This is a genomic window from Polaromonas vacuolata, assembly GCF_012584515.1.
GTDB classification, from domain to species: domain Bacteria; phylum Pseudomonadota; class Gammaproteobacteria; order Burkholderiales; family Burkholderiaceae_C; genus Polaromonas; species Polaromonas vacuolata.
This window is the reverse complement of sequence record NZ_CP051461.1, coordinates 1,663,875-1,680,480: the sequence shown is the minus strand read 5'-3', so window position 1 is coordinate 1,680,480 and position 16,606 is coordinate 1,663,875. Positions and strand designations below refer to the sequence as shown.

13 protein-coding genes are annotated in these 16,606 nt (G+C 49.9%); 6 read left to right on the top strand and 7 right to left on the bottom strand.

Going from position 1 to position 16,606, the window contains the following annotated elements; genetic code table 11:
- Positions 1-12 precede the first annotated feature (12 nt).
- Positions 13-804: a 5'/3'-nucleotidase SurE gene (surE, locus tag HC248_RS07645; RefSeq protein ID WP_168921975.1), complete on the bottom strand. Its 792-nt coding sequence runs from the start codon at positions 802-804 to the stop codon at positions 13-15.
- A gap of 137 nt (positions 805-941) precedes the next feature.
- Here surE and HC248_RS07640 point away from each other — a divergent pair, with 137 nt between their 5' ends.
- Both HC248_RS07640 and HC248_RS07635 read left to right on the top strand, forming a co-directional pair.
- Entirely contained in the window at positions 942-1,916 is a 975-nt protein-coding gene (locus HC248_RS07640) for an NADPH:quinone oxidoreductase family protein (RefSeq protein WP_168921974.1), read from the top strand.
- Between the two features lie 3 nt (positions 1,917-1,919).
- Entirely contained in the window at positions 1,920-2,600 is a 681-nt protein-coding gene (locus HC248_RS07635) for a DUF1345 domain-containing protein (RefSeq protein ID WP_168921973.1), read from the top strand.
- Between the two features lie 94 nt (positions 2,601-2,694).
- On the opposite strand, the gene HC248_RS07630 is transcribed toward HC248_RS07635, so the two are convergent.
- The 3 genes from HC248_RS07630 to HC248_RS07620 all read right to left on the bottom strand — a co-directional run bounded on the left by HC248_RS07630 (position 2,695) and on the right by HC248_RS07620 (position 7,528).
- Positions 2,695-4,308, bottom strand: coding sequence for an alkaline phosphatase family protein (locus tag HC248_RS07630; RefSeq protein WP_168921972.1), 1,614 nt, complete (start codon positions 4,306-4,308; stop codon positions 2,695-2,697).
- A gap of 239 nt (positions 4,309-4,547) precedes the next feature.
- Positions 4,548-5,732, bottom strand: a complete 1,185-nt coding sequence (locus HC248_RS07625) for a pyridoxal-phosphate-dependent aminotransferase family protein (RefSeq protein WP_168921971.1) — start codon at positions 5,730-5,732, stop codon at positions 4,548-4,550.
- A 419-nt stretch (positions 5,733-6,151) separates the two neighbouring features.
- Positions 6,152-7,528, bottom strand: a complete 1,377-nt coding sequence (locus HC248_RS07620; RefSeq protein WP_168921970.1) for a PQQ-dependent sugar dehydrogenase — start codon at positions 7,526-7,528, stop codon at positions 6,152-6,154.
- Between the two features lie 454 nt (positions 7,529-7,982).
- Between HC248_RS07620 and HC248_RS07615 the strand changes: the two genes are divergently transcribed.
- The 3 genes from HC248_RS07615 (at position 7,983) to HC248_RS07605 (ending at position 11,145) form a co-directional block, all read left to right on the top strand.
- Positions 7,983-8,588 (top strand): glutathione S-transferase, encoded by a 606-nt coding sequence (locus HC248_RS07615; RefSeq protein WP_168921969.1) that lies wholly within the window; start codon positions 7,983-7,985, stop codon positions 8,586-8,588.
- Positions 8,589-8,949: 361 nt separating this feature from the next.
- Complete coding sequence (locus tag HC248_RS07610) at positions 8,950-9,363, top strand: DUF4399 domain-containing protein (RefSeq protein ID WP_168921968.1); 414 nt, start codon at positions 8,950-8,952, stop codon at positions 9,361-9,363.
- Between the two features lie 876 nt (positions 9,364-10,239).
- Complete coding sequence (locus tag HC248_RS07605) at positions 10,240-11,145, top strand: YDG/SRA domain-containing protein (protein WP_168921967.1); 906 nt, start codon at positions 10,240-10,242, stop codon at positions 11,143-11,145.
- Positions 11,146-11,357: 212 nt separating this feature from the next.
- Here the strand turns inward: HC248_RS07605 and HC248_RS07600 are convergent, their stop codons facing one another.
- Both HC248_RS07600 and HC248_RS07595 read right to left on the bottom strand, forming a co-directional pair.
- Complete coding sequence (locus HC248_RS07600) at positions 11,358-12,458, bottom strand: hypothetical protein (protein WP_168921966.1); 1,101 nt, start codon at positions 12,456-12,458, stop codon at positions 11,358-11,360.
- Between the two features lie 339 nt (positions 12,459-12,797).
- Positions 12,798-13,787 carry a tripartite tricarboxylate transporter substrate-binding protein gene (locus HC248_RS07595; RefSeq protein ID WP_168921965.1) on the bottom strand — a complete coding sequence of 330 codons (990 nt, stop codon included), beginning with the start codon at positions 13,785-13,787 and terminating at the stop codon, positions 12,798-12,800.
- A 124-nt stretch (positions 13,788-13,911) separates the two neighbouring features.
- On the opposite strand from HC248_RS07595, the gene HC248_RS07590 reads away from it, so the two are divergent.
- Positions 13,912-14,868 carry an IS30 family transposase gene (locus HC248_RS07590; protein ID WP_168921001.1) on the top strand — a complete coding sequence of 319 codons (957 nt, stop codon included), beginning with the start codon at positions 13,912-13,914 and terminating at the stop codon, positions 14,866-14,868.
- Positions 14,869-15,140: 272 nt separating this feature from the next.
- On the opposite strand, the gene HC248_RS07585 is transcribed toward HC248_RS07590, so the two are convergent.
- Entirely contained in the window at positions 15,141-16,511 is a 1,371-nt protein-coding gene (locus HC248_RS07585; RefSeq protein WP_168921964.1) for an MmgE/PrpD family protein, read from the bottom strand.
- Positions 16,512-16,606 lie beyond the last annotated feature (95 nt).

Here is a 16,606-nt window from a genome sequence, read left to right as displayed (position 1 = left end):
TTTCCGGCGGTTTCATGGATTAGCGGGCGTCACGGCAGTGGCCATAGTCTCAGTCCAAAACGGTAGACGATCGTGATCGGTCAGATCTACTTGCAGCGGCGTGACCGTCACAAAGCCATGTTTAGCCGAGTAAAAGTCTGTGCCCTCGCCCTCTTCCTTGGCCGGCCCAGAAGCGCCAATCCAGTACATGGTTTCACCCCGTGGGCTGGTTTGAATAATCACGCGCTCAGCCGCATGGCGACGGCCTAAGCGCACTACCTTGGTTCCCCGAATCTGATCGTCCGGCAAATTAGGCACATTAACATTTAGCAGCCAAGGCGCTTGCGTCGGATGAGCGCCTTCGCTCACCACCTCTAGCGAAGCCATCATCTGTAGCACCATGCGTTTGGCGCGCTGAGCGGCAACATCGATATGCAACCAGCCTTTTTCGGTTTGGGAAAAGGCAATCGCCGGAATACCAAAAAGATAGCCTTCCATAGCCGCACCAACTGTGCCCGAGTAAATCGTGTCATCACCCATATTCGCGCCATTATTTATGCCGGACACCACTAAATCAGGCCTATAGCCGAGCAAACCAGTTAGCGCAATATGCACGCAATCAGCCGGTGTGCCGTTGACATAACGAAAGCCATTAGCCGCCGTTTGCACGTACATAGGAGAGTTAAGCGTGAGTGCATTCGATTTAGCACTGTTGTTATGTTCGGGCGCCACCACCTCCACGTCAGCTATGTCTTTTAAGGCCTCGTACAAGGCCACAATACCAGTTGCCTGATACCCATCGTCGTTGCAGATAAGAATTTTCATTAGATTATTCTAGGTCACGGGTGAGACACGCGCTGCCAACGCTCTACGCCTTGGGGACAAGGGCAAGGGCAAGCCATGCCTATGATGTAGTGACGAGACACGATCCGCTATAAACACCACAAATCAAGGAAAACACTATGTATGCATGGCTTTGCGAGAACCCCACAGGTATAGACGCTGTTCAATGGACAGAGCTGCCTACGCCAACGCCCAAAGCCGGCGAGGTATTGATCGCGATTCACGCCGCCAGCCTGAATTTTCCCGACCTGCTGATCGTGCAAAACAAATACCAGATGAAGCCAGAGTTGCCATTCGTGCCGGGCTCGGAATACGCCGGTTTAGTCCAAGCGGTGGGCGAAGGTGTGAGCCACCTCAAAGTCGGTCAACCGGTTGCCTGTTTGGCCGGAACCGGCGGCTTTGCCACCCACACGATTGCCAAAGCTGACATGTGCATGCCTCTGCCAGAGAGCTTTCCTATGGTCGATGCTGCCGCCTTCATCATGATTTACGCGACCTCGCACCACGCATTGGTAGACCGCGCCCAGCTCAAGGCCGGTGAAACCGTGCTGGTCTTGGGCGCGGCCGGCGGTGTTGGCACCTCAGCGATTCAAATTGCCAAAGCAGTAGGCGCCCGCGTTATTGCAGCCGCATCAAGCGATGAAAAATGTGCGCTCTGCAAATCAATAGGCGCTGACGAAACGATTAATTACAGCCGAGAAAACTTGCGCGAAGCCCTCAAAAAACTCACCGACAGCAAAGGCCCAGATGTGGTTTATGACCCGGTTGGTGGCGACTTTGCCGAACAAGCTTTCCGCTCTATTGCTTGGCGCGGACGCTATTTAGTCGTGGGCTTTGCGTCCGGCAGCATTCCGGCCTTGCCACTCAATTTGCCGCTACTCAAAGGCGCATCAATAGTTGGCGTTTTCTGGGGCGGCTTTGCCAAGGCGGAACCCAAAGCCAGCGCCAAAATGATGGCCGAGCTGGCCGACTGGTATGCACAAGGCAAGATCAAGCCAGTGATAGACCGCAGCATGCCTATGTCCGAGCTCAAAGCTGCCTACGCCCACATGGGCACGCGCGGTGTAATGGGTAAGCTGGTGATGGTGAATTAAATCATGGCTTCAACACGTAGCCGCCTGCCCCGCCTGTTTCGCGTGATCAAGGCCAGGCCCAGACTTTTCATCGCACTTCTTATTGCCTTAGGTCTAGGTTTGGCTTTGCCAGAAGCGCTAGCCGTACAGCTGGTGACGCGTTTTTTGATCGCATGGAATACCGGCACCATTCTTTATGTGGGCCTTGCCGGCATGATGATGTATCGTTCTAGCCCTAACCAAATGCGCAATCGCGCGCAATTGCATGACGACGGTCAGCTAGTGATACTGAGCTTGGTGGTGCTAGCGAGCATCGCCAGTTTAGCCGCTATCGCCATGGAATTAGCCGTTGTCAAAGACATGCACGGCGCTGAAAAAATAGCCCACATCGTGTTAGCAGGCGTGACCGTGATCAGCTCTTGGGCGTTTATACAAGTCATGTTTGCGCTGCATTACGCACACGACTACTACGCGGGTATCGCCCGAGGCGAGCGGCCTGGACTGCAGTTCCCAGACGACGATCACCCTGGATACGGTGACTTTTTTTACTTTGCAGCAGTCATAGGCACCTCGGGTCAAACCGCTGACGTGTCGTTTAGCTCCAAAGCTTTGCGCCGAGTGGGCACTACCCACTGCATACTGGCTTATTTGTTCAACACGACAGTGCTAGCACTGCTTATCAATATCGGGGCCAGCTTATTTTGAAGTTTGAAAAAACTTAGCGCAAACAAAAACTGTTTGCAGCATGACACGGACAACACCTGCGCAAAGTCAAGACTTTGCGCAGGTGTTTTAAAAACTACAAACCTAGTTGCGGCAAGACCAAAGTCCCCTCGGCTGCAACCGCTTGAAGTGTGAGCGGCGAGATACCTAGAGCCTGCAAAACGGTTGGTGCAACCTGCGTGAGGTTTACCATGGTGTGGACATTTTTTGCCACCAAACCAGGCGCCGATACCAACAAGGCAATGTGTGCGTCGTCAGCCGAATTACCACCATGTTCAGCAATTTTCTTGCCTTTCTTGGTGTAAATCACACCCGACTTTGGCTGGACGATGATGTCTGGCGTACGACCCATTGCCGGGTCGCCATACAAGGCCGTCATGGCCTCACCGGATAAAACATCCTGGGCAAAAAACGCATCCGGATTGGCCTTGATCGTAGCCGCCAAAGCCGCCGCTTTGCCGTGATTTTTCATCCAAATCATGGCGGTTGAGTCATCAACTATTAGCGCAATATCCTCTTTAAAAGAAGCAAAGGCAGGCAAAGCACTAAAGTGGCCGACATGTTGCACTTTGCGCCGATCAATGGGCGATTGACCGTGTTTAGAACTCACCACAATCATGGTCGAAGAAAACAGGTTTTGCGCTTTAAGTGCCGCTATCATTTTCCCCAAAGACGCATCGGTGTGCAGCATAGCAGTAGCGACCTGAGTATCCGGTGTAGCCGCAGCATCAAGATAGCCGCCGCCCGGGCTAGCGGCTTTTTGCGCCACACTCAAAGCTTGAAAGTTCAAACCCATGATTACCGGTACGCCGACTTTATGTATGCCAGAAGAATCTAAACCACCGATTTGATTGAGCATTGCACCGACTTTAATATCGTCATAAATCAGCGTTGTCGAAAGCACCGCTTCATAAGCTGCGCCACTGCCGGCGACGGCTTCGGCCTTGATCTCGGGCACAAACAAATCATCCACACCTTTCCCGGACGGACCGTTTACCCACTCATAAACCGTGTGCTTATCCGACCAAGCTGTACGTGCGCCAGTGCTTTGTTTGATGACTTCGAAAATCGTGTTCACGCGCAAGTAGTCGTGTGGATAAACGACCGTACAGTTGCCATTTTCTAGCTTACGCAGCGGTAGTTTGGTCAGGTCTAGCGGTGCGAACGGGTGCTTACCATCAGTGTTGCCAGGGACTTGAACAAAGCCGACTTTCTCATCAAAGCCTTGATTCATGAAATCGGTCCAGTCAACTTCAGCGCCAAGCGGGCCCTGGCAATTAGAGCCTGCGGGATAAAGCGTCGCATCATAACTTTCATCATAGAAAAAACCATGCGACTTAGCTGTACCGCCAGTCAACATAGCCGCTAAACCGGGGAAGGAATCAGACATGCCAGGCGTGAACGCTTGCTGATAAGTCACGCCACTGCTAGAGAGCTGTGACAAACTTGAATCAGGGTGACTTTTGACAAAAACATTGAGGTCTTGCTGGTGCATGCCGTCAATGCTAATGAGCAACACGCGCTTAACAGGTGCCAGTGATGGTGTTAGCGCATTCGTATTTTTGGTCTGACCTACATTACTCACTGCACCCGAGACAAGAGTCCCATCTTGCGCACAAGCATGAAGGCTGAGCACACCAATGATGACGGACAGACAAGCCAATGGCGAGCGAAATAACTTTGACTTCATGAATCACAACCTTTGAAACGTTTTGTAAAACTGAAATTTTGTATCGCAAAAATTACAAATTAGTGACGAAAGCTGAGTGAAATAAAAGTCAATTTCAAATAATTCAAATAATTCAAATAATTTTTCGGTCAAAAAAGTGAGGTGTGAAAGACTCTAAAGTCGTCAATAAAAACGTCAATGAATGCTTAGATTCAGGTCAAATTGACCGTTTCAACCACCGCCGATGCATAACAAGAAAACTAGCCTGCAACCAAGCACGCCACCGCCGCCTCTAATGCACCTGAGCCAATCGGCACGCGCTGCACGCGCAGCGCAGCTTCTACGCCGCCTAAGCAACCCAAAATCATGGGCGCGTTAATGTCGCCCATGTGGCCGATACGAAAAACCCGGCCAGCCAATTGACCCAAGCCGCCAGCCAGCGCCACATCAAAACGTTCCCGCGCCAAGGTGCGTAAAGCTTCCGGATTAGCACCTGGCCCCACCGCAACAGCCGTCACGGAGGCTGAACGACTAGCCGGGTCACTGGCCAGAAAGTGAAGCGCGCCGCCTTGACTCCAACAAGCAACAGCTGCATGCACCATGCGTTTAATAAGTTGATGGCGCGCCAAAACCTGATCGACGCCTTCATGAAAAATAAGCTCTAGCGCAGCGTCTAAACCCATGAGCAAAGTTTGCGGCGGCGTACCGCAAAATTTTCGATACGAAAATTCGCTCACGCGCAGTCGCCAGTCCCAGTAAAAACGGGGTGTGGGATTGGCCTCGCAAACCGCCATCGCACGCGCATCAGCCGCTGCAAAACCAAGACCGGGTGGGCACATCAAACCTTTTTGCGAAGCACCCAAAACAACATTGGCCCCTACCTCATGCATAGAGAACCGACTCGCCCCTAACGAGGCCACTACATCGACAACAAAAAGTGCGGGATGTTTTACCGCATCAAGAACGGCGCGCAATGCCAACAAGTCACTGCTAATACTGCTGGCGGTGTCGGTATGCACGGCAAACACCGCCACGATTTTGTGCTCAGTGTCCTCCCGCAAGACGCGCTCAACAGCGGCCACATCAATCGACAAACCCTCAACCCAAGGTGTGCGAATGACATGACCACCCATGGCCTCAGTTTGTACCGCCCAAGACTCAGAGAAGTGGCCAGTACCCGGCACCAACACCGTTTGACCTGGTGCAATCAGATTACTAATAACCGCCTCCCACGCGCCATGACCGTTGGCGGCATAAAGAAAAATATTCGCCGACTCAGTATTGAGCAAACGTTTAAGGCCAGCTTCAACCCGGTCAATGATGCCGTTAAGCCGGGGATCGGCAAGATCCATGGGTTGATTAGCCATGGCCTGCATGACGGCTAACGGCACATGCGTAGGGCCGGGTGAATGTAAAAACTGGTGACCGGGGCGGGAATGAGTCATACGGTTTTCAATCGAAGTTTAAATATTTCAACAGCAGATACGAGTCATCTTATTCGCATCTTTTTTGCTGCTTTATTTATGCATTATTTATGCATTATTTATGCTTTGATCAAAGACTGAGAGATTCACTGTCCAGCGACATTTAAAAATTTACCTAATATTGCTTTATGTTAAAAAATGCATTACTTGTTGAGAAGTAATGCGCAAAAAAAACTTTTCAAAAAAGCAAACCTGTTTGCAACAATTCTTGCCCAACTACGCACAAACGCCCAGACACGGGTCAATAATTTGAGCCTTTATTAAACCGCTCGGCATCTAAAAATAAATGCAGTCTGCACGTCCATTACTGCTTTTTTAAGAGGCGAGATAACGCACTTTTTAGCGCCTAAAAATCAACACCAAAACAGCAGCATAAATAGTCAGCGCGCAGCACTCAATCGCCAAATAACGTTCCCCACATCATCAGCCACCAACAACGCCCCACCCTTGTCCATCACCACACCCACTGGCCGACCATAAGCGTTACCGTCGGCACTGAGAAAACCCGTCATCACATCTACCGGCAGACCAGAAGGCTTGCCTTGCGAAAACGGCACGTAGACGACTTTGTAGCCGCTGTGCGGGCGACGGTTCCATGAGCCGTGTTGACCGATAAACATGCCTTGCGAATAGGCTGCCGGTAGCGTTGTACCGCCAGCCCAAGCCAGTCCGAGTGACGCGGTATGTGGTCCTAACGCGTAATCTGGCACTATGGCACTGGCGACTAAATCAGGCCTTGGCGGTTTAACACGCACATCGACGTGGTCGCCATACCAGCTATAAGGCCAGCCATAAAATCCGTCTTTCACTACCGAGGTTAAATAGTCGGGCACAAGATCACTGCCCAACTCATCGCGCTCGTTAACCACGGTCCAGAGTGCGCCGGTTACCGGCTCCCAAGCCATGCCATTGGGATTTCGCAAACCAGTGGCAAATAGCCGCATGTCCGCACTTTTTATATCTAACTTCCAAACCGCAGCTCGGCCTTCTTCGGCCGCCATACCGCGTTCAGCCACATTGCTGTTTGAGCCTACGGTAACGTAAAGCGATTGGCCGTCGGGGCTGGCAATCAAGCTTTTAGTCCAGTGATGGTTGATGCGGCCAGCTGGCAAATCAGCTATTTTTACGCCGGCACTTGAGATGCGTGTATCCCCCAGCGGGTAAGGAAAACGCACAACCGCATCGGTATTGGCCACATACAGCATGCCGTCCACCCACGCCATACCAAATGGAGAATTCAAACCTTCTAGCAGCACAAAGCGTTGATCAGCCGTGCCACTGCCCTTGCTATCGCGCAGCAAAGTAATCCGGTTTGCACTCTGGGTTGCAGCACCCGCGCGCTTCATGACTAAGCCCATGACCCAGCCGCGAATACCGCTAGCATCGTCGGGCTTTGCAGGGGCGTTGGTTTCAGCCACCAGCACATCACCATTAGGCAAAGTTAGCAACCAACGCGGATGGTCCAGACCACGTGCAAATGCGTTGACCTGAGTGCCCAGAGGACTACTGGGTTGCACACCGTCAGGCCAGCCTACGGCGGGCGCAATATTAACAGTCGGTATCAAGCTGCTACGCGGCTCTGGCAACGTAGGCGTAAGACCAGAACCATCAGCGACCTGTAAGCGCGCCATATCTCCACAGCCTATCAAACTCAAACTAGCGGTCAGTGCGAACAAGGCGAGAGCGCCACCTCGTTTGGCGCTGACGCGCAGTCCGCGCGTCGATTTAAAAGGTCTGGCTAATGCAGCATTCAACATAGTGGGTCTTTCCTGAGTCAAGCAAGTTGAAACATCTTAGGTCGCCATGGCTGATAGCGCTTATGAGCAGGACTATGTCAGTTGATTTTGCTTAATCAAGCCGCTTAGCACTCAGAACTATGGGTAACTAAGAACAATGACACGCAAAGTTAAAGGTAAAGTGTTAAGTAGAATCAACAAAACCATGCTTATATCCAGTTGAATAAAGCCAATGCATAAAACACTCCATTAAGTGGCTTTAACCGCCTAATACGTTTAAAAATTATTAAGCCAAGGTCAAGCGGTATAGTGATCTAGACCCTTTTTTTGGCGCTGAAAAATTAAGCCCATCGCCCAGCGCATTAAACAAAATGAAGCGACATTAATTTCTTATTTATTAAGCGGCAGCACCCTATCAATTTAAAGTGCTTTGCTAACGAGTAAACCTCAACAATAATTTGAAAGGCCAAACGAAATGCAAATATTTTTTTCCCCCAACTCCCCCTATGTGCGCAAATGTATGGTCGCAAGCCATGAGCTAGGACTAGAGGGGCGCATCAAACTGCTGGCCTCTAATGCCAATCCCATTAAGCGCGATGCCGACATCATCGCAAAAAATCCACTGGGAAAAGTACCTACTTTCATTACCGAAGAGGGCCAAACGCTGTACGACAGCCGCGTGATTTGCGAGTACTTAGACGATTTAGCCAATGGCACATTACATCCACGCACAGGTAAAACACGTTGGGAAACGCTAACACTGCAATCCCTAGGAGACGGCATGATGGATGCTTGCCTATTGGCACGCTATGAAGACATCGCACGGCCAGAAGCCATGCGCTGGCCGGAATGGCGTGCTGGGCAGATGGATAAAGTAGAAACTGCACTTAGCTATTTAGAAGCCGACATTATGGTTATGACAGACCGGGTGGACATAGGATCAATAACGCTTGGTTGCGCGTTGTGGTACCTAGATTTACGCTTTGACGACATAGACTGGCGTGCGCGCTATCCAAAGGTAAAAGCTTGGTATGTGAAGTTTAGCCAACGGCCTTCTATGCAGATGGCTTGGTCGCTTTAAGCAAAAAAATTTGCTAAGAATTCAGTTCGGGTTAAACCTAGTTTTAGCCTGAATCAAGTTCTAACCACTGCGCCTATACGCCATACGCAATACGCCATACGCCATACGCCATAAGCCATAAGCCTATACGCCAATATGCCTAAACCATTGTCAAACTATGTAAGCCAGCCTGGGATCATGTCCAGACAAGCGAAAAAATCTAAAACAGATTTACTCAGCGTCAAACCAAAAATTAACCTTTAATTTAATTTAATTTGACTCAAAGCATTGGCATTGGCTCTAGCAATAGCCCGTCAATAAAAAAAACGAGGCTAATGTGAGAAACTAAAATCTTAGTTTCTAACCTCAAAAAAAGGCCAATATGATCAAACAATCCATTGCTGCGAGCGCCCTCTTTCTGTCAGCATCCTTGCTCTCAATCCAAGCCGGTGTAGCCGAGCGCGTATTTTTTCAATCCCCACAAAATAACGCCAACGTAAGCTCACCAGTCAAACTCAGTTTTGGTCTAGAAGGTATGAAGATAGCCCCCTTAGGCGAGATGACAGACAAAACCGGCCACCACCACATCATCGTAGACGGCGCTCCCATAGCCGCCGGCGCCAGCATACCGGCGGACGACACCCACATTCACTTTGGCAAAGGCCAACAAGAAGCAGAAATCAAACTTGCGCCGGGCAAGCACACCTTAACCATGCAGTTTGGCAACGGCGCGCACCAGTCTTATGGGGCGGGGATGAGTCAGACTATTACTGTGAATGTTGAGGCGGCGAAGTAAGCGCACTGAGCGCTTTCCCATTAAGCCAGCTTAAGTCAAATAAACAATATTCACTGCAAACCATCGTTAGCCAAGCTGTTCATCGTGTCAACACGGCTAATCGTTTTGTCTACACCCTTCGCAGCTAACCGCTCGCCAAAGCGCACAAAATAAGCAAGCATATCGACAACGTGAGGAGTTGAGACATATAAGGCCAGTGTTTAACGCTGGCCTTTTTTTCGCCTAAATTTAAAGATTAATCAGGTACAAACTGACGCTTGAAATTTACAGGAAATCTGTGCAGCATTTAAGCGGCCACTGCGATTTATATAAAACCACCCGTTGGCAAAAGCGTAATGAGTCTTGCACACGAATCGAATCTATCGACACCAATAGCGTCGGCAAACAACTATTCAGCGTTTGCTCGAAAAAATTCAATTTCACTTAATAGCATTTCAATTCTTGCGTATTGCGTCGCATGAATTGAATGAGTTAATAAACCAGTTAATAAAGCGCACTGGATTGAGGCATCAGGGACGAAATTATTTCGCTCACTCCTCGAAGAAAACATTCCATGATCGCAGCCGTTTAAGACGCAAAGCGTTGACTTTTATTTATACAAAAGTCGATACAACACAAAACCGTAAGCATTCAAAAAAAAGAGTATTTAGGCATGTTTATGTAATGCCAACTTCATACACTTTGGCAACAATGATGTAACAATCATTCAATGCTAAGTACACGTATTAATCATTGAGTCAAAAGAGCAAAAGTTACGAACTCGTAACGCGATAAGACTTGGCTTTAGCCGACGGCAGTAATAAGAAATAAGACTAGCTAGCGAGCGAGCAAGTCAGACCGATCGGCGTTGAGGCTACAAAAAAAGGGAGTAAGAAAATGGCAACTGAAATAATCTTTGGGCATCTAGAAGACGTGTCTGTAGGAGACTCTTTCGTCAACTACAAAGCAATGAATAAAGTCGGCGTTCATCGATCATCGATGGGTGGGATTTCTGGCAGAGCAAAAGACGGTGCCGACTCTGTCGTTATTTCTGGTGGCTATGAAAATGACTCTGATCAAGGCGACGTGATCGTCTACACAGGCCAAGGCGGTCGCAACAAAGGTGGAAAACATGACAAAGACCAGACACTGACACTAGGCAATGCAGCCCTAGTTCAAAACCTGCTAAACGCTCAACCGGTTCGCGTCATACGCGGTGAAGACCGAAAAAATTCATTCGCACCAGCAAGCGGCTACCGCTATGACGGCCTTTATAGAGTGGAGAGTTACTGGTCTGAAAAGCGAGTCGATGGTTTTGCCATCTGGCGCTTTCGGCTTGAACAACTTGTTGCGACGAACACAATCCCTCAGCCAATAAAAAAATCTAGCAAGAAAGCAATACCACTTGGCAATCCATCACCCGAACGTGTAGAGACCACCGTCCAGCGTGTTGTTAGAGATTCGGCGCTTTCAAAGAGCCTGAAACTGCACTACCAACACCTATGCCAGGTATGTGACACGACTATTGAAACAAACAGCGGTCCTTACGCAGAAGCAGCACACATCACACCTTTGGGTGCGCCGCACAATGGACCGGACATTTGGGAAAATATCTTATGCCTTTGCCCGAATCACCACGTGATGTTTGACCTTGGTGTTTTTTCGGTAGCCGACGATTTGTCGCTACTCGGCATTACCGGCTTAATAACAACTGAAGAAGGCCACGCACCATCACTGGTTCATCTCGAATATCACCGGAATCATTACTACAAAAAATTGATACAGCCTTTGGACAAAGGCTGACTCAGACGACGATAAAAGGCATTTGTAAGACAATGAAATGATTTTATTTAGCAGAGCTTGGTACTGAAAAATAAGAAAAACAATAAAGTAAAATTAATGTCAATAATCTTATTACTCTTATTAAAAAGATCCTAAGGTAAGAGTTGAGAAACGCTAAAAGTGAATATCAAAAAAGATGCTCCCTACGACGTGGATGTGAAATACCGGCACAATCAGCCCGCCGCAACCACGGTCTTGACCATACCCGTTGCTGCTACAACCAATTTACGTCGCCGACCCAACCTGCGTTCAGCGGCCAGCTGGTCAAGCATTTCTTGCTGGTACGACTTAGGGCGCAAGTCGAACCAAGTTTGAAGTGCAACAGGCGGCCCGCTGGATGCGGCGTGGCGTCCACCGTGACCGCGTTCGCTGGCGAGAGCCTGAGTTAAGGCTTCGCGGTGCTTCTCGTCGCTTGGATCATAGGGCTGAAATTCACGGTCATTCCAAAGCGTTTCGAAGTTGGCCACCGCAGCAGAAAACAAGGACGTGCCACTGGCCTGTGCAAACTTCACAGTCCACTCAATGCCGCCTATCAGTGCAGATTCAGATAAATTTGCACTGCCTTCAAAGGCTGTGCCAAAGTTGGTGGCGCGGTGAAAAATCCATGCCTTGGCGTGCAAACAGGTGCGCCTACCGTCTAGGGAAATACGCAACTCAACACCCGGCAATTTGGCAAACGCATCCACCGCGCGCACTTCTGTCGCACCAATGTAAGTGGTGGTTAATATTCTGAACTTTGTCTTTGGCTTTCCATTCGCATCGAGCGCGGTCACTTGCTCCAACACATCGAGTAATTTGCGCACACCGCTCCATGTGATGAAACTAACCAAAATATCTACCCGGTCAACAGTCCGCAGTTCGGCACGCAACTCGTTAAGCAAAGACGGATCATTTCTAGCAGATGTAAAAAGCCACGGATGACGCAAACCGGTGGCGGGCATCACCACATCGGCATTTGGCGCATGAATCGACTTGAGCAGCTGTGGTGGCATGGCCAGTAAGCGCGTTCCTTGACCCAACGGTCGCAATTGAATCAACAGCTGACGAATGAGTTCAAGCTCAGCTCTGGCTTTTTCGATCGCGTCTATCTGACTATCAGTTGCAGCGTCCAATAACTCCGGCAGGCGATGTAATAGCTCAGCAATAAATTGTTCGTGGCGTTGGTGGGCAGTTGGCGCCGTCACCAGTACGCGGTGTAGGCTTGATAAGCGGATGATTTCATCAACTTCATCTTCGTATACCAGCCGGTCGTACAAGCCTTTAGGCAGAGTCATGATTTATCTGAGGGTTGAAAGTGCTATCTAATTGACAGCTAGCCAAGCAGGCTAGATGATGGGAAAAATATTTTTTTTCGGCTTACAACATAGGCAAAAGCTAATGAAGTATTTTTCAAAACAACTCACAAGCCGAACATAGTTTTGTAGCTATTGTGATTAAGTTTATCGTTATTTTTTCATTAGAAAATCAGTTTGTAAGTGGCGTTATTTATTGCACTTCAAACATGTAACTGCGAATTTAATAGTGGGTGCAAAAAGTGCGGTGACAAAGCCATAACAAAAGGCCTGCATCATCAACTGATAACAGGCCTTCACAGCAAAGAGACGAGAAAAAAATTAGTCTGCGTAAACGCCGGACTTTTTAATCACTGGGTCCCATTTGGCAATCTCGGATGTGAGCAGAGTTTTAAGGCCGTTGGCGGTAATCTTGTTTTGCGGGGCAATTTCAGAGCTGGCGTCCAACATACGTTGCTTGACCATGGGGTCTTGCATGGCTTTTTGCAGTGCGGCTGTGATTTTGTCTAATGCTGGCTGTGGCGTGCCCTTGGGCGCATACATGCCGTGCCACACGCTAACTTCAAAACCCTTCATGCCTTGCTCGTCTAGTGTTGGCACATTGGGTAGCGAAGCCAGGCGTTTAAGCGTGGTCACGCCATAGACCTTAACCCGGCCGTCTTTGATCATGGGTGCGGTTTGCGTGGTTTGATCGCAAAGCAAATCGACCTGACCGCCTAACAAATCGTTAATCGCAGGGCCTGTGCCCTTGTAAGGAATGGTGTTGAGTTCAACCCCTATCTGACTCATAAACAGCAGACCGCATAAATGAGAGACCGCACCCAAGCCAGCGTTGGCAATTGAGACTTTATTTTTATTCAGCTGGAGATAAGCTTTGAGCTCGGGAAAGTTATTCGGTGGAAAGTCTTTGCGCGCTATCAGCGTCATAGGCACTTCGACGACTTGGCCTATGTATTCAAAGTCTTTGAGCGGGTCAAAAGCCAGCTTTTTATACAGCGCCGGTGCGGTCGACATACCCATGTGATGAATCAGCAACGTGTAGCCATTAGGTGTGGCGCGTGCAACTTTGGTCGCGGCAATCGTGCCGCCTGCGCCTGCAACGTTTTCGACAATCACAGTCTGACCAAGCGCCTTACCCATGGGTATGGCGATCAGGCGGGCAACCACGTCAGTGGGGCCACCAGCGGCGAAAGGCACTATGAGGGAAATCGTCCGATCTGGAAATGGGGCTTGTGCGAAAGCTGATGCACACAGACCAGCGCTTAATGTCGCCACTGACAGCATGAGGGCAGTTTTGAGATTGAGTTTCATTTTTTGTCTCCGTTTTATTGACTCGCGGATTCAAGTCTGAAGTGCAACTTTGAAACTAACCGGACGGGTGGGTGAGATGTGAGAGCATCCAAGCTTCCCGACCACCAAGTCAAAGTTGCCCAGAATGATTTACACACACCTCACCCGTGACGAACGTTACCAGATTGCAATCCTCGCCAAAGCAAACTTCAATCAAAGTGAAATTGCAAAAATGATGGACCGTGATAAATCGAGCATCAGCCGTGAGTTGCGTCGTAACCGCGGTCTACGAGGCTATCGCCCTAAGCAGGCAAATGACAAAGCCCAAGAACGTAGACTTGCCTGCGCCAACAGTCCTAGAGTTGCTGACTCGACATGGGCTGTAGTGGAGGAAAAGTTGGCTGAGGCTTGGAGCCCCGAACAAATCAGCGGCCACCTCGAAGCTCGATGCCAACCCGGTGTTAGCTATGAGAGCATTTACCAGTACATCTACGCTGACAAACGCGCGGGCGGCAGCTTGCATAAAACACTGCGTTGCCAGAAGACGCGAAAAAAACGCAGCAGCGGCCGTGAACGGCGCGGCACCATCTCTCGCCAGGTCTCAATAGAACTGCGACCCGCCATCGTGCTTGAGCGTGCGCGCTTTGGCGACTGGGAGGCTGATCTGGTGATTGGTGCCGGGCAGAAGCAAGCCCTAGTGACGATTAACGAGCGTGTCTCTCGGTATTCAATAATTTTCCACGTGCCATTCAAAACAGCGCAAGCCGTAGGGGACGCGTTAATCACTTTACTTAAACCATTCGCTCATTGCGTGCACACACTCACGACAGATAACGGCAAGGAATTTTCTCAGCATGAACGAATAGCTTCTGCGCTGAGTGCAGATTTCTTTTTCGCCCATCCATACGCCTCGTGGGAGCGTGGGGCAAACGAGAATATGAACGGTTTGATTCGCCAGTTTTTCCCAAAGGGGATGCGCTTTAATTGCATCACCGACGATGACATTGCTTTAGCGATGCACAGGCTCAATCATCGTCCTAGAAAATGTTTGGGGTATCGAACACCGCATCAGGTTTTTATGGAAGAGTTAAAGTCCAACTAACACGCTGTTGCACTTCAAGCTTGAATCCGCCACTTAAAAAATAATTAATAAGTTTGAATTTTATTTATCGCCTGCTCAACATCAATTAGCCTGCATGCTGCAACTGGTAATGTATTTTGCACAACTTATTAAGCTTTATTTAAGCGTCAAAAAAATAAAAACCGACTTATTTCTTATGCAGGAAATTGAGTCATATGACATAAGAAAAACGATTCAAACCGGAGCTTGCATAGGCCTTAAGACCGGCCTAAAAACACTCTTTACAAACTCGCTCAGATCAAAAAGTCACCCACTACAGCCGTCTGCGCAATACCCCAAAGCGCAGTGACTGCGGTGCGCATTTCATCCGCCGTGGCACCGCCACTAAAAGCCGCCAAGCGCTGCGCTTTGGCGCTGATTTCTTCGCGGCTTAGGGTGTTGCCGGGGTCGCCCTTGGGCTCATCGACGCGGCCTTGCAGCACACGACCATCGACTGTGTGGACGGTGACCTTGCCAATCCAGCGCTGGGGATAAGCGGTGTCGACTTCGGTGTCTAAAACCATGCTCACTTTGTCGCGCAAACTAATGGTTTCAGGATCGAGAAAATGCTGCTCAAACTCTGTCAATCCCGCATGACCAAAGCGCGCCACCAAAGCCAGCGTAGTGCCCATAGAAAACTTGGACTGGTGCACGCTGGCAGGCCGCACAACCGGGCCCAGCACATCAATAGCGCCTTGGTGCACGTGGGTGATGACGCGGTCAATATCCTCAGGCTTTAAGCTACTCCGCGTAATGACTTGCAGCAGTGCATCCGCAGCGGGATGGGTATGACGACAGCAGGCGTGAAACTTAAACGAGGTCTCGGCCGTGGCCCAGCGCGTGCCGAGTCCATCAGTGAGCTTGGCGACGTCGGCATCACTTGACATGCCAGCGGCCATGCCTTGTGGGCCTTCCAAAATTTGCTCTGCACCGGTAAAACCATCTTTGGCCAGATAAGCAGACATCAGGCCGGCTGCGGCCGCATGCGCGGTATGCAATTGTTTGGAGTCTGCAGCGGTTCGCAAAAACTCCCACAACCCCGCTGACTGCGTGCCGGCAGAGCCAAACGCGTGCTGCATTTGCTGCGCATTTAAACCCAATAAATGACCGACAGCTGCGGCAGCAGCTAGCGTGCCGGCGGTGCCTGTAGTGTGAAAAACTTTGTAGTGCGAGCGGCCTAAAAATTCGCCCACACGAATACCCACTTCATAACCTGCGACTGCTGCGGTGAGAAGTTGCTGACCGCTAGCGCCAATGCTTTGTGCCACCGCTAAGGCCGCAGGAAATACCACCGTCGCCGGGTGGAACACTGAGCCGTTATGCACATCGTCTTGTTCTGCCACATGCGATGCGGCGGCGTTAGCCATAGCCGCAAAATACGGACTGCTGCGGGTGCGGCTTAGCAAGACTTGAGCCGTACCTGGCGCGGCAGCAGTCATGTTTTGCGGCCCCATAGCCTGAGCAAAAAAGCCAATGCTTTGCACCGCACGCGAGCCGTTGCCGGCGATGACTGAGGCGAACCAGTCGACCAACAGGTCTTCAGTGCGTTTGACAACGCTCTCGGGTATGGTTTGAAAACGCAGATCAGCAGCGAACTGAGCAAGTTGAAACGTAGCGCTTGTCATAAAGTAAATCCTTGATTTTTTCTAACTTTTTAACGGCTTATTGCGCAATTTGAATTTAGCAAAGAACTGTTTTTTTCGTGAAGCGAATCACGACC

Coding starts and splice junctions, on each gene's coding strand:
- surE (WP_168921975.1), bottom strand. CDS start 804: ATGAAAATTCTTATCTGCAACGACGATGGGTATCAGGCAACTGGTATT.
- HC248_RS07640 (WP_168921974.1), top strand. CDS start 942: ATGTATGCATGGCTTTGCGAGAACCCCACAGGTATAGACGCTGTTCAA.
- HC248_RS07635 (WP_168921973.1), top strand. CDS start 1,920: ATGGCTTCAACACGTAGCCGCCTGCCCCGCCTGTTTCGCGTGATCAAG.
- HC248_RS07630 (WP_168921972.1), bottom strand. CDS start 4,308: ATGAAGTCAAAGTTATTTCGCTCGCCATTGGCTTGTCTGTCCGTCATC.
- HC248_RS07625 (WP_168921971.1), bottom strand. CDS start 5,732: ATGACTCATTCCCGCCCCGGTCACCAGTTTTTACATTCACCCGGCCCT.
- HC248_RS07620 (WP_168921970.1), bottom strand. CDS start 7,528: ATGTTGAATGCTGCATTAGCCAGACCTTTTAAATCGACGCGCGGACTG.
- HC248_RS07615 (WP_168921969.1), top strand. CDS start 7,983: ATGCAAATATTTTTTTCCCCCAACTCCCCCTATGTGCGCAAATGTATG.
- HC248_RS07610 (WP_168921968.1), top strand. CDS start 8,950: ATGATCAAACAATCCATTGCTGCGAGCGCCCTCTTTCTGTCAGCATCC.
- HC248_RS07605 (WP_168921967.1), top strand. CDS start 10,240: ATGGCAACTGAAATAATCTTTGGGCATCTAGAAGACGTGTCTGTAGGA.
- HC248_RS07600 (WP_168921966.1), bottom strand. CDS start 12,458: ATGACTCTGCCTAAAGGCTTGTACGACCGGCTGGTATACGAAGATGAA.
- HC248_RS07595 (WP_168921965.1), bottom strand. CDS start 13,787: ATGAAACTCAATCTCAAAACTGCCCTCATGCTGTCAGTGGCGACATTA.
- HC248_RS07590 (WP_168921001.1), top strand. CDS start 13,912: ATGATTTACACACACCTCACCCGTGACGAACGTTACCAGATTGCAATC.
- HC248_RS07585 (WP_168921964.1), bottom strand. CDS start 16,511: ATGACAAGCGCTACGTTTCAACTTGCTCAGTTCGCTGCTGATCTGCGT.